The sequence below is a fragment of the Pseudactinotalea sp. HY160 genome, from assembly GCF_009372055.1.
GTDB lineage: Bacteria > Actinomycetota > Actinomycetes > Actinomycetales > Beutenbergiaceae > HY158.
Genome location: NZ_WHMT01000004.1, coordinates 234,090 through 248,260, shown reverse-complemented (window position 1 = coordinate 248,260; position 14,171 = coordinate 234,090). Strand labels below are relative to the sequence as shown.

Here is a 14,171-nt window from a genome sequence, read left to right as displayed (position 1 = left end):
AAGGTAGCGTCAGGCACGTCGAGGTCTTCCCGGTGGGCAGTGTCAGAACCCCCATCATCGGAGGACCTCGACCCCTATCCGACGAGCGACGCGCCCACGACCTCTACACCCTCAACTGTGAAGAGCCCCATTTCCGCTCGTCGACTCCTTGATGATGTCTCGTTCACCGTATTCGAGAGTGAATCGGTGGCCATCATGGGCGCATCCGGAAGCGGTAAGACAACCTTGCTCAATTGTGTATTGGGATCAATTGAACCGCATGGGAGTATCAAAATTCTTGGGTCGGAGCTTGTAGGCGGCTCGCGGCGCCAACTCACACGAATCCGCTCGATTTCATTGGGGGTCGTCTTTCAGCACGGGGAGCTTCTCGAGGAACTCACACCTCTCGAGAACGTTGCTGTGGCTGGTCTTGCTGCCGGGATCGCGCGAGGGCCCGCCGTCGAGCGTGCCCGTGACTTGATGATGCGGCTTGGCATTCCCACAGTCGATGTCGCGACCGGGGAACTGTCCGGAGGAGAACGGCAGCGGACCGCCTTGGCCCGAGCGCTCGTCAACTCGCCTGCCCTCATACTCGCAGATGAGCCCACAGGTTCGCTCGACATGGCGACGAGGGATTCGGTATGCGGGACACTCTTCGCTTCGGCAAAGTCTGAGGGGTCTGCGCTCCTGATCGTGACTCACGACGGCGAAGTGGCCAGCCACGCCGACAGAATTCTGGACCTCCATGACGGTCGCCTCACAGAGCGGGGTTGTGATGAGAACAGCTGAGGCGCTCCGCCTCGGCCGCACGATTGGGCGACGGTCCCGATACGGCCGCCTGCGTAGATGGTTCCTCGGGGCGGCCATCGCCGCGGTAATACTCGCCTTCTTTCTGGTCGCGGTGACGCTTGCCTCGTATGCCGGGCGGGATCAACGGGCTGAGGATCGTGGTGTAAGACTGCTTGCGCCAGGTATCTCTCAGAACGAGCCGACGCTGTTGTGGGAGAAGGAACACATCACGGTGCGGGGCCATGAACCGGCGACCGTGAGCTTCGTCGAACCGCTCGTGCGGGATGCACCACTTCCACCTGGGCTCGCGGTGTGGCCCGACCCCGGACAGATCGTCGTCTCCCCAGCGATGAGGGGGCACGCCGAATCGGATCGGCTCGCCGAGCGCTTCGGGGCGATCGTGGGAATAATTGCGCCCGCCGGACTAACTGATCCGGGAGAGCTGCTCATGTACGTGCGGCCACCGGATGGTGCACTGACCGAGCCCAACGCGCACCCTATCCTCGGATTCGGAGCCGGTTTCGGGCAGGAGGGGCGCGTCCTTTACGACCAACCGGTGGCGTCGTTTCTTGCTGCGCAGGTGCCTCTCACTGTCATTCCTGCCCTCGCCTTCCTTCTCACGTGCGCTCGGCTCGGGGCAGGAGCGCGCGGTCGACGAGCCGCGATCTTGGAGAAGGTGGGCGTGAGTCGGAGAGATATTCGCGTCGCCGCCCTTGGCGAGTCGCTGTGGCCGCTGGCTTGGGGAGCCGCATCCGCGCTGGTGGTGGCGAGCATCTTCTGGTTCACAGATGTCAGGCTCCCGATCGTCGGATTCACCGTCATGGCCATCGACGTTCGCGACGTCCTCCCTGAGAGTGCCGTGCTCATCGTGCTCGGTGCCTTGGTGAGTGTCGGCGTGATCCTGCTCGGTGGCCGCTCTCAACGAGAGTTGAGGCGGACGAACCGTCTCTCCATCGGCGGGACAACAATCGGATTTCTTGCGGCGCCCTCTCTCGCACTTGTCACGATCATCACCACGAACCTACTCTATAGAAACCCGGACAATTCTCACCTTCTTCTACCCGTCTTCGTGATCGGCTGCACACTCTCGATCGCGTTCCTGCCGGCCGCGGTGTCGAGTTGGTTGGCGTGGGCGGCACGCCGAATACGGCGACGGTCCTGGACCGCGGGCAGGCTGGGCCCGCTCATCGGGGCTGCGCAGGTTCTGAGCAGGCCCCGTCCAGCGACTAGGTTCGCGGCGGTGACTGCGGTCGGCGTGCTCGTCGTCTGTCTCGTCAACAATTGGATCAGCCTGTACGGCGCGGAGCAGGCACAGGCCCTCCGTGTGCAGGATGCGGTGGGTGATCGCGTGGCCACTGCGGCGATCGACCCCGAACGAGGCGACACCGACACGATTGTCCCCGCGCTCGTCCCCGACTACTCCGTGCTCGCTCTCGAGCGGAACTTCGATGGAGCGGACTCGGTGATGCATTTGGCGGGCACCGAAGAGTCTCTGGAGACGTTCGGGCTGACTCCGGGCACCGTGCACTCGGACACGCTGCGAACTGGCTCAGGTACCCAGGCAACCTACGAGTGGCTCAGCGCTCTCGCGCTAATGCCGAACTTCACTCTCCATGTCGAGCGGGCGCCGGTTGAGGAGCTCACGGGCAGCACACTCGTGTTCGGACGGGGCGACCAGGGCCCGATTGATCTACTTGAGCTGAATGTGGATTTGGCCCGAACCGGGATCGTGCCCCCGCCAGAGGCCAAGTTTCTCGGTGAGGGGTGGCTTGTGGGCGCCACGGTGCAAGCCGATCACGGTGATTGGCTTCGCCTCATGTCGCTTGCCGGGCTGATCGTACTCTTCGGTGCCCTCTGGGCCAATTATGGCAACGAACTGCTCCGGACTCAGCGGGCACTCGGGCCGGTGCAAGTGCTCTCACCCACAAGCTCGTTCGTCTGGGATGCGATAGGCGTGCGGGTAATACTTCCGACCAGTGTGGCTGTAGTGATCAGCGGAGTGCTCGGCTTCGTGTTCTCGGTGCCCATGTCGGCAATCGACAGTGGAGAACTCAGCTTTGCGCTCGAGTTCGTGAGCTGGGTCGCATTCCTTGCGTTCACCTCAGGGCTGATTGCGTGGGCGATTGTGAGCATCGGTACCGTTCGGGTCAACCGGCACCTGACCCTCGGGGCACCCGACGAATAGGGCCTACAGCCGTCCGATCACCCCGGCGAAGCGGCCCGTCGGGGTGCCGGCGGCGCGGCGGTAGGAGAAGAACCGCTCGTCGGTGAGCGTGCACAGGCCGGTGTCGGTCACGTCGCGCACGCCCGCGGCCGCCAGCTGCGCGCGAATCCCCGCCGGGATGTCGATCGCCGGCGTGCCCCAACTCGTGGTCGAACCGGTCGTGGGGACGACGCCGCTCACCTCGGCGCGCAGGCTCGCCGGCACCTCGTAGCACTCGCCGCAGATCCCCGGGCCGATCGCGGCCCGGACGCGATCCGGTGCGGCGCCCGCGCGGATCATCGCCGCGAGTGTCGCCGGGACGACGCCGGCGGCCAGGCCCGCCCGGCCGCAGTGCGCGGCGGCCACGACACCCGCCTCGGGATCCGCGAGCAGCAGCGGCGTGCAGTCGGCGACCATGATCGCCACCGGCGTGGTCGAGGCGGTGCACCAGGCGTCCCCGGTCGGCGGTGCCGCATTCGAGCCCGCCGGCCGCGATGACCCCGGCGAGATCGGCATGTGGCGGGAGTCCGCGTGGGGGAGGCGGGCCGGGTCGAGCACGCGCACCCCGTGCACCTGGTCCGCGTAGGCCACCGGCGCCCCGGCCCACGCATCGACGAGGGCCCGGTTCGCGCGCACGGCCGCCGGGTCGTCGCCCACGTGGTGGCCGAGGTTGAGCCCGGCGAACCCGGCGCCGGAGGCACCCCCGGCCCGGGTGGTGAAGAACGCGCGCACACCCGGCCCCAGATCGACGGCGACGACGCCGCGCCGGGGCGAGCGGGCGCCGTCCATACGCTCGTTATTCACGGACCGCCCCCTCGATCATGCCGCGGATGAAATGCCGCTGGAGGAACAGGTAGAGGACGACCACGGGCAGGGCCACGAGCACCGCGCCCGCAGCGAGCAGTCCCGTGGCCTCGACGTGCTGCCCCTTGAACAGCGCGAGCGCGAGCGGGGCGGTGCGGAACGCGCCGTTGGGGCTCATGACCAGCGGGATGAGGAACTCGTTCCAGGTCCACATGAACGTCAGCAGCACGAGCGTGGTCACGGCCGGGCGCCCGATCGGCACGAGGATCGACCAGAGCACGCGGCGCGGGGAGGCGCCGTCGAGGGTCGCCGCCTCGATGAGCGCCCGGGGCGCGGCCCGGAAATAGGCGCGCATCCAGTACGCGCCGAAGGCGATCGACTGGGCGATCTGGGGGAACGCGACCGCCCAGAGCGTGTTCGTCAGGCCGAGGCCGCGCAGGTCGTAGAACAGCGGCACGACGATCGCCTCGGTCGGGATCATGAGCCCGAGCAGGAACAGCGAGAACACGATCCCCGAGCCGCGGAAGGTCATCGTGCCCAGCGCGTAGCCGGCGAGGATCGAGCACAGGGTCGCCGTGGTCACCACGACGACGGCGACGAGCGCCGAGACGCTCAGGTAATGCCCGAACCGGCCCTGCGTCCAGGCGCTCGCGAACGTGGCCAGGCCGCCCGGCGAGGTGGTGCTCGGGGCGAGCGCGGTCGTGAGGATCACGAGGATCGGGGCGAGGGCGAAGGCCGCGAACACGAGGAGCACGACGTAGTTCATGACCCGCTCGGGCCGGGAGACGATCACCGCGGCCTCACCCGGCGGGCCGGTCGACGAGCTTGTTCACGATGAGGTTGATGCCGAAGATGAGGATCGCCAGCGTGACGGCGATCGCGGCGGCCGAGCCGACGGCGCCCTCCCGGAAGGCGCGCGTGTACACCTCGTAGGCGGGCACCGTGGTCGAGTTCCCGGGCCCGCCGCCGGTGGTCACGTAGACGAGGTCGAAGGTCTTGAGCGCCGCGATGATCGTCAGGGTCAGGGCCACGGCCATCTCGGCGCGCACGTTCGGGGCGGTCATGGCGAAGAACTCGCGCACGGGGCCGGCGCCGTCGATGCGGGCCGCCTCGTACATCTCCTTCGGGAGCTTCGCCATGCCGGCCATGAGCAGCACCGTGACGAGCCCGAGCTGGACCCACGTGCCCACGACGCCGACCGCGGGCAGGGTCCACGTGTAGTCCCCGAGCCAGGGGATCGCGAGGTTGTCGAGGCCGATCGCGCGCAGGGCGGTGTTCAGGGTGCCGTCGGGTGCGTAGATCTGGCGCCAGGCGACCGCCACGACGACCATCGCGATGATCTGCGGCAGGAACACGATCGTGCGGAACGCGCCCAGGCCGCGCACCCGCCCGCGGGTGAGGATCGCGGCGAGCGCGAGGCCGAGCGCGAGCGGCACGAGCGAGAAGAAGCCGATGAGCACGAACGCGTGCCCGAAGGCCGCGCGCAGCACCGGATCGCCGAGCAGGTCGGCGTAGTTCGCCAGGCCGACCCAGGTGGAGGCCCCCAGGCCGTCCCATGCGTACAGCGAGAACTGGGCCGAGCGCGCCAGCGGGTAGAGCACGAACGCGGCGAAGATAACCAGGCCCGGGGCCAGGTACAGGTAGGGAAGGTGTCGGGGGTGGCGCATGGTCGCGCGGGGCCTCGCTGTCGGGGACCGGGTTCAGCCGACGAAGGCCGCGTAGTCGGCCTCGAGCGTGTCGAGGAACTCCCCGGGGGTCGACTGCTCGCCGATGAGGTCCTGCAGGGCGGCGCCGATCGTGTCGGCCATCGTCGGGGTGGCCCAGTCGAGGTAGGGGAGCAGGTGCCCGGTCGTGGTCACCTCGCCGAACGCGGCGAAGACGTCCTTGTTCACTCCCGTGGCTGGGGCGAGGGCGGCGGTGTCGTTCACGGGCATGTTGCCGGTCTCGGCGAGGATCGTCATGGCGTCCGGGCTCGTGATGAAGTCGAGGTAGCCGGCCGCGGCGTCGGCGTGCGGGCCGTTCGCGGTGATCGCGAACGGCAGGCCGGTGGCGCCGGTCGTGGCGAGATCACGCCCGGCCGGGGCGGGCGGGGCGAAGAAGCCGACGTCGTCGCCCATCGCGGCCTCGAGGTCGGCCGCGAGCCAGGACCCGGCGATGAGGTAGGCGGCGCTCCCCTTCGAGAAGTCCGCCCAGGCCGCGTCGTAGTCCGTGCCGTTGGGGCCGTCGTTGAAGTAGCCGTCCTCGACCCACCCCTGCAGGGTGGCGGCGGCCTCCTCGTTGGCGTCGGTGAGCCACGTGCCGCCAGTGTTGCCCATCGCCAGGGTGGCGATCTCCTGCGGGTCGGCGAACTGGCCCTGGATCGGCCCGAAGACGTGCACCGCCGGCCAGCCGTCGAGGTTGCCGAGTTCGAGCGGCGTGGCCCCGGAGTCCTTGATCGTGGCGAGGGAGTCGGTGAAGTCCTCCCACGACCCGGTCACCGTGGCCAGGTCGAGGCCGGCGTCGGCCAGCGCCGACTTGGAGTAGAACACCCCGACGACCTCACCCGTCTGCGGCAGGCCGTACACGTGGCCCTCGCCGAAGGTCGTGCCGTCGTCGGAGTAGGAGCTCATCGCCAGCACCGACGGCGCATACCGGTCGGTCCAGCCGTAGGCGTCGGCGTAGTCGTCGAGGCCGCGCAGCAGTCCCGCGCCCACGAAGGCGCCCATGACGGAGCGGGAGTTGTTCGCCTGCACGACGTCCGGGGCGTCGTTGCCGGTGAGCGCGCCGCGCAGGGTGGTCTCGAGGTCGTCGAAGCTCTGGGAGTTCCGCTCGATCGTGATGTTCGGGTAGGCGTCCTGGAAGGCCTCGTTGAGCCGGGTCATCTGCTCGTCCTGCCCGCCGCGGACCTCCTGGTCCCACACGGTCAGGGTGATCTCGCCGAGGGAGGCGAGGTCGGTGGAGACCTCGGTCGGGGTCTCCTGCTCACCCGAGCCGGTCGCGTCGCCCGCGCCCGGCGCGCAGGCCGCCAGCGCCAGGGCCGCCGCGGCGATGCCGCCGATTCCGATCCATCTCGAAGACGCCATCTCGACCATCCTTGTCCTCTGCCCACGCAGACGTGATTGATGCTTCAAGTGTGGCACGGATCGGCGCGGGCCTGCCCGCGGTGGGGCGGCGGTCGCTCAGTCGCGGATGACCCGTGGCGGGAGCGGGTGATGATGGAGGTCGGCGTCGGAGAATGCGGCGATCGTCGCCTCCGCCCGGCGCACTGCGCGCAGCGCCTCACCGGGGAGGCAGTCCGCCAGGAACCCGTACTCGGCCCTCGTGTGATCGACCCCGGGGATCCCGGCGGCCGCCTGCGCCTGCACGCTGTGCCACCAGTCGGCCACGTCGCCCCAGCCGGGCGCCGAGAGGCTCCCGCCGAACTGCTGCACCGCCAGCGCCGAGCACAGCACCCCGAACCGCAGGCGTTGCTCGAGCGGCCAGCCGCGCACGGTACCGGCGGCCAGGGCGGCGGCGAACACGTCCCCGGCGCCCGTCGGATCCACGGCGTTGACCAGCAGGGCCTCGGCCCGGGCCTCCTCCCCGGTCGAGGAGTCGATCGCGATGACCCCGCGCGCCCCGTCGGTCACGACCGCGAGCGGCACGTGCTCGGTCAACGCGTGCAGCGCCGCACGCGCCGATCCGGTGCGCGTGTAGCCCATCGCCTCCTCCGCGTTCGGGGTGAACGCGTGCACGCCGGCGAGCCCGTCGAGCAGTGCCCGGTCCCATTCCTGGGCCGGATCCCAGCCGGCGTCGGCGAACACGAGGGACCCGCGGTCGGCCGCGGTGCGCCACCAGGGCGCATCCCGCATGATCGGGTCGCCCATGTCCACGAACACGGCCCGGGCGGGCGGGGGGTCGCCCATCCGGTCCCCGACGCACTCCGGGGTGGGGTGGCCGTGGGTCACCATCGAGCGGTCGTCGTCGATCGCCAGGCTGACCGTCACCGGCGTATGCCAGTCCGCGTACCGGCACGAGTGGCTCAGGTCGATGCCCTCCTGCCGGGAGAGGGTCTCCCACATCCAGTCCCCGTACAGGTCGGTGGAGAATCCGGTCACGAGACCGGTGGTGAGGCCGAGGCGCGCCGTGGCCACCGCGAGGTTGGCGATCCCGCCGGGGGAGGAGCCCATGCCGGAGGTCCACACCTCGGTGCCGGGCGCCGGGGGATGGGGGAAGCCGGTGAAGACGATGTCGAAGAAGACGGTGCCCGAGAGGAGCACGTCGAAGGGTTCGGTCATGGTGACGACCAGCCTGCCAGATCGACCGGGCGGCGCGCGGGTGCGACGCGGTACCGTGGCCCCATGCGTCTGACGATCCTCGGCGGCGGCGGGTTCCGCGTGCCGCTGGTGTATTCGGCCGTGACGGCCGCCCGGCACCGCGTCCCGATCACCGAGGTCACGCTGCACGACAGCGATCCGGCCCGCCTCGCGGCCATGGGCCGGGTGCTCGAGGACTACCGCGGCGATCATCCCGGGGCGCCCGCGGTGCGCCTGGCCGCGAGCGAGGTCGAGGCGATCACGGGAGCGGACGTCGTCTTCGCGGCCATCCGCGTGGGCGGTACCGCGGGGCGTGTGCTCGACGAACGCGTCGCCCTCGGCCGCGGCCTGCTCGGCCAGGAGACGATCGGGGCGGGCGGGCTCGCCTACGCGCTGCGCACCGTGCCGGTGATGGAGCGCCTCGCACGGCTCATCGCCACCCACGCCCCGGATGCGTGGGTCATCAACTTCACCAATCCGGCCGGCATGATCACCGAGGCGATGCGCGCCCACCATGCGCGCGTCGTCGGCATCTGCGACACCCCGATCGGGCTCGTGCGCCGGGTCGCCCGCGTGCTCGACCTCGACCTGGGCGACTGGTCGGGGGTCGACGTCGGCTACCTCGGGCTCAATCACCTCGGGTGGCTCAAGCATCTGATCGTGGACGGCGTCGATCGCCTGCCCGCGCTCCTCGCCGATGCCGGGCTGCTCGAGCGCATCGAGGAGGCACGCCTGCTGGGCCTCGAGTGGGTGCAGACCCTCGGCGCGCTGCCGAACGAGTACCTGTACTACTACTACTTCGCGCGCGAGGTCACCGCCTCCGTCAGCGGAGCCGCAGCGACCCGGGGGGAGTTCCTCGACGTCCAGCAGAGCGGCTTCTACTCGCAGGTCGCCGAGCATCCGGGCATCGCCCACAAGCTGTGGCAGACGACGCTCGACGAGCGCGAGGCGACGTATATGGCCGAGGCCCGCGGCGCCGACGAGGAGCGCGAGGAGGCCGACCAGGGCGGCGGCTATCACGAGGTCGCGATCGATCTCATGGCGGCACTGCTCGCCGGTGAGCGGAACGCGATGATCCTCGACGTGCCCGGTGAGGGCGCGATCCCGGATCTTCCCGACGACGCCGTGGTCGAGATGCCCTGCCGAGTGGATGCGGCCGGGGTCCATCCCATCCTGCCGGCCGCCCGACTCGGCCTCGACGAGCTCGGCCTGGTCACCGCGGTCAAGGGCGCCGACCGGCTGCTCATCGAGGCGGCCCGAACCGGCTCGCGCTCGCTGGCGTGGCGTGCGTTCGGCAGCCATCCGCTCGTCGACTCGGTCGCCGTGGCCCGCGGTCTCGTGGACGACTACATCGCCGCCCAGCCGCTCATCGCCCGGGTGCTCACGAACCCGTGAGCGCCGGCCGACGCGCCGGGCCGGCCCGGGCGAGAGTGGGGACGACGTCCGGCCGGGTCGCGCAGGCCGGCGAGGGCGCCGTGCCCCTGACTCGCGCGGGCGGCCGGGTGCTCGGCTATGCGCCGATGCTCGAGCAGGTCGGGCCGCGTGAGGCGGTGCGCCTCATCCGCCGCTCGCACGAGGTCGGTCTCGGCGGGGTCATGCTCGCCGACGTCTTCCAGCCGTGGACGCCGGCGCAGGGGGAGGCGGGGGCGCTGTGGCCGGTGCTCGCGGCGGCGGCCGAGCATACGAGCGGGGCGCTCGGCGCCGTGTTCACGCCCTCGTACCGGTGGCATCCGGCCGTGGTCGCCCAGCACGCGGCCACGATGGCCGACCTCTTCCCGGGGCGGCACTGGCTCGGGCTGAGCGCCGGGGAGGCCCTGAACGATGCGATCACGGGGGAGTACTGGCCGCGCCCGGCGGAGCGAATCGCCCGGCTGTTCGAATCCGCCGACGTGATCGGCCGGCTCTTCACGAACTCGGCCGGGGGGAAGGATACGAGCCACGACGGCCCGCATGTCCGCCTCGAACCGGTGCGGCTGTGGAGCGTGCCCGATGAGCGCCCGCCGGTGCTCATCGCCGCGGCCGGTCCCGTGACCGCGCGCCGCGCCGGCCGCAGCGCCGATGGATTCATCACCCTCGGGGGCCCGCCCGAACGGCTCGCCGGCCTGCTCGACCGGTTCCGGCTCGGGGCGCGGGAGGCCGGCCGCGATCCGGCGGCCGCGACGACGGTCGTGCGGCTGCATCTGTCGTGGGCCCCGGATCGCCGCGAGGCGGAGGAGCAGGCCTTGGCGCGCTGGCCGAACGGGGCGATGAGGTTCCCGAAGGCCGATCTGCGCTCGCCGTTCGACTTCGCCCAGCTCGCCCGGCTCGTGCGCGCCGAGGACTTCGGCGACTTCGTGCACATCTCGGCTGATCCGCTCGAGCACCAGGCGTATATCCAGCGCTACCTCGACATCGGCTTCACCCACGTGTATCTGCACGAGGTGGGGGCGGATCAGGACCGCTGGCTCGACGTGCTCGGCGAACAGATCATGCCGGGCCTGCGTTACTGAGAAGGCTTGTCGGCGAGGAGCATCGCCCCACGGCTGCTACCCCGGTCACCCGGTCACCCGGTCGGGCCGACGGCCGGCGTGGTCAGAAGGGTGGCGTGGTCAGAAGGGTGGTTCGTCGGGTCGGCAGTCGTCGGCGGCGGCGTCTTCTGCCCGGCGCCTGGCGGCGCGGGCCTGGTCGGCTCTCTTGATGATGTCGTGGTTGCAGGCCTCGAGGATGTCCCGGTTCTCGAGGGTGGCCTCGGACCAGTGGGCCCGGTTCGCCCGTTCCCGCTGCGGGGACATCGACCCGCTCGCCGACCGTTCGCTCACGCCGGGCGTGCCGGTTGTATCGGTCGGTCCGTTCGAGCCGCCCACGCCGGTCGGACCGGTCGCGCCGCCCACGCCGGTCGGGTCGGTCGGTCCGTTCGAGCCGCCCACGCCGGTCGGACCGGTCGAGCCGTTCGAGCCGCCCACGCCGGTCGGACCGTTCGCGCCGGTCGCGCCGGTCGGGTCGTTCGGTCCGTTCGGGTCCCGGTGGTCGCTCGTCTTGCTCGTCTGACCCGGCTCGTCTGGTTCGTGGATGCCGGTGTTCTGGGTGTCGTAGGTGCCCCACGGGGTGCGTAGGAGCCGGAGGCCGTGGGGGCCGGTCCACAGGTAGGTGCCGGTATCGAGTTTGACGTAGGTCCAGGCCGCGTGTCGGCCGCGGGACGCGGCGTCGGCGCGGGCGTGGGTCTTGAGCCGGTGGTGTGCGCGGCACAGCGGGGCGAGGTTGCACGGGCAGGTCGCCCCGCCGGTGGCGACCTCGGCGCCGGCGTTCGGGCCGGTTCGGGGCCGGGTGGTGTGCCAGGCCTGGATATGGTCCAGGTCGCAGGCGCGGGCGGTGCGGGCACACCAGGGGAAGGCGCATCGATCCTCGGCCAGGACGAGTTGTTCACGCAGCCGCTCGGAGGGGGTGTAGCAGTCCGTGGCGAGTGGCTCGTCCAGGTCCAGGACCGGACGAACGATGATCTCCGGCGCGAAACACGCCAACCCGCTACCGGCCGCACCCGAAGCGCCCGTAGCACCCGTAGCACCGTCAGCGCCCGTAGCACCGGCAGCACCGGAGCCGGGGCGGTCGACCGATGCCCCGAGCAGGACGGTCTCGCCGGTCCCGCCGGTCCCGTCGGTTCCGGGCAGGACGGTCTCGCCGGCCCCGGCGGCGACTACGGTGGTTCCGGGAGCGGTGGACACACCTGTGCTGTCGGTCCCGCCGGTCCCGTCGGTTCCGAGCCGGACGGTCTCGCCGGCCTCGGCGGCGACCTCGGTGGTTCCGGGAGCGGTGGACACACCTGTGCTGTGGGTCCCGCCCATTCCGGGCAGGACGGTCTCGCCGGCCTCGGCGGCGACCTCGACGGATCCGGGAGCGGTGGACACACCTGTGCTGTCGGTCCCGCAGGTTCCGGGCAGGGCTGTCCCCTCAATGCCGCCAGAGCGGCTGCTGTCAGATCGGTGCCTGCGCCGGTCGAGGATCGAGCCCGCGGGCGGGCCATCGGGCGGGCCTGTGGGCGGGCCGGTGGGCCGGGTGAGGCAGTACCCGGTGCAGGGGCGTCCGTGCGGGGTGAGCGCGGATGGCCGGTAGAACATCGGGGCGAGTTCGGCGGCGCTGATGAACGTGCCGGCTGGGATGCCGCGGGCCTCGATACGCACCGGCGTCCGCCGCAACCGGCCGGGATCCATCCCCAACGACGACCCAGTCGACCCAGTCAGCCCAGTCGGCCCGGTCAGCCCAGGCGGCGGCTCGATCGGCGGCCCGGATGCGCGCGTGGCGGGTCTGCCGGCGGCGTCATCGCCGTGATTGGCTCCCGCAGCTCCGGCACCGCCGGTGCCGCTGGGTGCTCCCGGTGGTGGTGGGCCGGTGTTCGGGATGCCGAAGGGGAACAGGTCACGGGCCTGGACGTGCAGGTACATCAAGATCTTGCCACGCGGCACACCCGCCCCACCCGTAGTCACCGGGACGCCCGTGGTCACCGGGCCTTCCGGACCGGCCGGCCCGGCCTCGAGCGTGGCGCTCAGAGCACTCGATGCGGCCGATGTGCCGGCCGGGGCGTCGTCGTGGCGGTTGCCGGTGCAGTTCGGATCCCCACACCAACTCGGCCCTGCCGGCCCATCGTTCGGCCCGTCGGGTGGTCTGTCGGGCAGCTGGGCACCGGTCGACCCACGGTTCGGCCCACTGTTCGGTCCACTGTTCGACCCACTGTTCGGGGTCTCGGGTGGGGTGAGGGGGTGTTGGCCGTCGTAGCGGAGCCGGGCGAGGTCGCCCATCGCGTAGGAGCGCAGCTCGCCTGCGGTCAGCTTCCAGCCCTGGGCGGTGAGGGTGGCGGCGAGGTGGTCGATGACGTCTTCGAGGATGCGGCCCTCCACGACGGGCAGGACGGCCTGCACGCTCGTGTCCCCGGTCCCGTTGCGTGCGTGCTTGAACACGACGTCTCGTGCCGGTGGCGCGGCGAAGCGTTCCTCCAGGTCTTCGTACTCCTCGGGCATGTGCTCGATCAGGGCCCGCTTGATCAGGCCATCGAGCTGGGCCTGCCCGAAGTTCAAGGGCACGAGGTCGAGCTGGGCATCGACGTAGCCACATGCCTCCTCCGAGAGGAACAGGGTCGCCCGGGCGAGGGTCCGGGCCCGCCACACCCGCGTCCGCCCGGCCATGGTCCGGGCGAACAGGCGCGGTAGCCGCACCCGCAACTGTTCGGCCTCCAGCAGCAGCCGCTCGGCCGCGCCCAGACCCATCCCGGCCGCGGTCGCGAATGTCGAGATCGAGAACTCCTCCACCGTCCACAACCCCCGCACCCCCGTGCCCGGATCGACCCCCAGATCGGCCCCGTGCTCACCACCCGAGGCCACGAACCCCGAGACCCCGGCCCCGGAGGTGGCCGGCTCGCCGGCCGCGGGAGAGGAGGAAGCACCTGCAAGCGTGCCACGGGCCGAGGGCGCGGGATCGGCACACGCGGCGGTGGCGTCACCGCCGGTGCCGGAGCCGGTTGTGGCCGGGGTGACCACGTGGCCCTCCTGCTCCCAGATCGCGTTGCGGGCACGAGCGCGTTCGGCCACGAGCCGCGGCGCACCGGCCAGGTCCTCATCGCCGTCATAGTCATCGGCGATCACGAACGGATGCCACTGCACCCACGTCGCCGCCAACGCGAGCTGCTCCACCTTCAACCGATCCACCCCCTCGCGGACCTGACGCAGCCGAGCGACCAGGCCGGCATCATCGCCCACCTCGCCCACCTCGCCCACCAGCTGCTGAAGTTCCATACCAATCATGGTCTCAGCGACCACCGACATTCCCCCGACCCCAACCGCACAAGGACACCCAGGAACACAGCCGGGGAAACAACTCGAAGAGATTCCCGAGCAGGTCGGCGGGCTTCCAAGCGATCGAAGGGAACCGTGCAGCGTTGGTCGACGTGCAGCGATGGTCGAGGTGCAGCGATGGTCGACGTGCGGGCGGCCTGACGTCGATGAGCCGGGTGGGTGAGCGGGACGCGACCGGGACCGGCCTCGGCGTGGGCCGCGATGGCATCGACGTCGAGGGCGGACGATCCGGAAGCGACGTGGGCCGCCGCGACGAGGGCGGTCGGCATCGGCAGCGACCGTGACATCGGTCGTGACCGTGAC

The 14,171-nt window shown here is 70.8% G+C and carries 10 protein-coding genes; 4 read left to right on the top strand and 6 right to left on the bottom strand.

Annotation, left to right across the window (positions count from 1 at the left end; all coding sequences use genetic code 11):
• On the top strand, positions 1–768 hold a 768-nt coding region (locus GCG21_RS06535; RefSeq protein ID WP_152818439.1), incomplete at its 5' end, for an ABC transporter ATP-binding protein.
• Positions 725–2,953 (top strand): hypothetical protein, encoded by a 2,229-nt coding sequence (locus tag GCG21_RS06530; protein WP_152818438.1) that lies wholly within the window; start codon positions 725–727, stop codon positions 2,951–2,953. The genes GCG21_RS06535 and GCG21_RS06530, both read left to right, overlap by 44 nt.
• Positions 2,954–2,956: 3 nt before the next feature.
• On the opposite strand, the gene GCG21_RS06525 is transcribed toward GCG21_RS06530, so the two are convergent.
• The 5 genes from GCG21_RS06525 to GCG21_RS06505 form a co-directional block, all read right to left on the bottom strand.
• Positions 2,957–3,775, bottom strand: a complete 819-nt coding sequence (locus GCG21_RS06525; RefSeq protein WP_370517347.1) for a polyphenol oxidase family protein — start codon at positions 3,773–3,775, stop codon at positions 2,957–2,959.
• Positions 3,768–4,568, bottom strand: a complete 801-nt coding sequence (locus tag GCG21_RS06520) for a carbohydrate ABC transporter permease (RefSeq protein WP_153878408.1) — start codon at positions 4,566–4,568, stop codon at positions 3,768–3,770. Before GCG21_RS06520 ends, GCG21_RS06525 begins: the two co-directional genes overlap by 8 nt.
• 7 nt (positions 4,569–4,575) lie before the next feature.
• Positions 4,576–5,442 carry a carbohydrate ABC transporter permease gene (locus GCG21_RS06515; RefSeq protein ID WP_152818437.1) on the bottom strand — a complete coding sequence of 289 codons (867 nt, stop codon included), beginning with the start codon at positions 5,440–5,442 and terminating at the stop codon, positions 4,576–4,578.
• Positions 5,443–5,475: 33 nt separating this feature from the next.
• Positions 5,476–6,837 carry an extracellular solute-binding protein gene (locus GCG21_RS06510; protein WP_152818436.1) on the bottom strand — a complete coding sequence of 454 codons (1,362 nt, stop codon included), beginning with the start codon at positions 6,835–6,837 and terminating at the stop codon, positions 5,476–5,478.
• Positions 6,838–6,933: 96 nt separating this feature from the next.
• Complete coding sequence (locus GCG21_RS06505) at positions 6,934–8,031, bottom strand: PfkB family carbohydrate kinase (protein ID WP_152818435.1); 1,098 nt, start codon at positions 8,029–8,031, stop codon at positions 6,934–6,936.
• 63 nt (positions 8,032–8,094) lie between these two features.
• Between GCG21_RS06505 and GCG21_RS06500 the strand changes: the two genes are divergently transcribed.
• Positions 8,095–9,444 carry a 6-phospho-beta-glucosidase gene (locus GCG21_RS06500; RefSeq protein WP_152818434.1) on the top strand — a complete coding sequence of 450 codons (1,350 nt, stop codon included), beginning with the start codon at positions 8,095–8,097 and terminating at the stop codon, positions 9,442–9,444.
• Positions 9,441–10,538: a TIGR03557 family F420-dependent LLM class oxidoreductase gene (locus GCG21_RS06495; protein WP_370517346.1), complete on the top strand. Its 1,098-nt coding sequence runs from the start codon at positions 9,441–9,443 to the stop codon at positions 10,536–10,538. Before GCG21_RS06500 ends, GCG21_RS06495 begins: the two co-directional genes overlap by 4 nt.
• Positions 10,539–10,637: 99 nt before the next feature.
• Here the strand turns inward: GCG21_RS06495 and GCG21_RS06490 are convergent, their stop codons facing one another.
• Positions 10,638–13,808: an HNH endonuclease signature motif containing protein gene (locus tag GCG21_RS06490; protein WP_152818433.1), complete on the bottom strand. Its 3,171-nt coding sequence runs from the start codon at positions 13,806–13,808 to the stop codon at positions 10,638–10,640.
• Positions 13,809–14,171 lie beyond the last annotated feature (363 nt).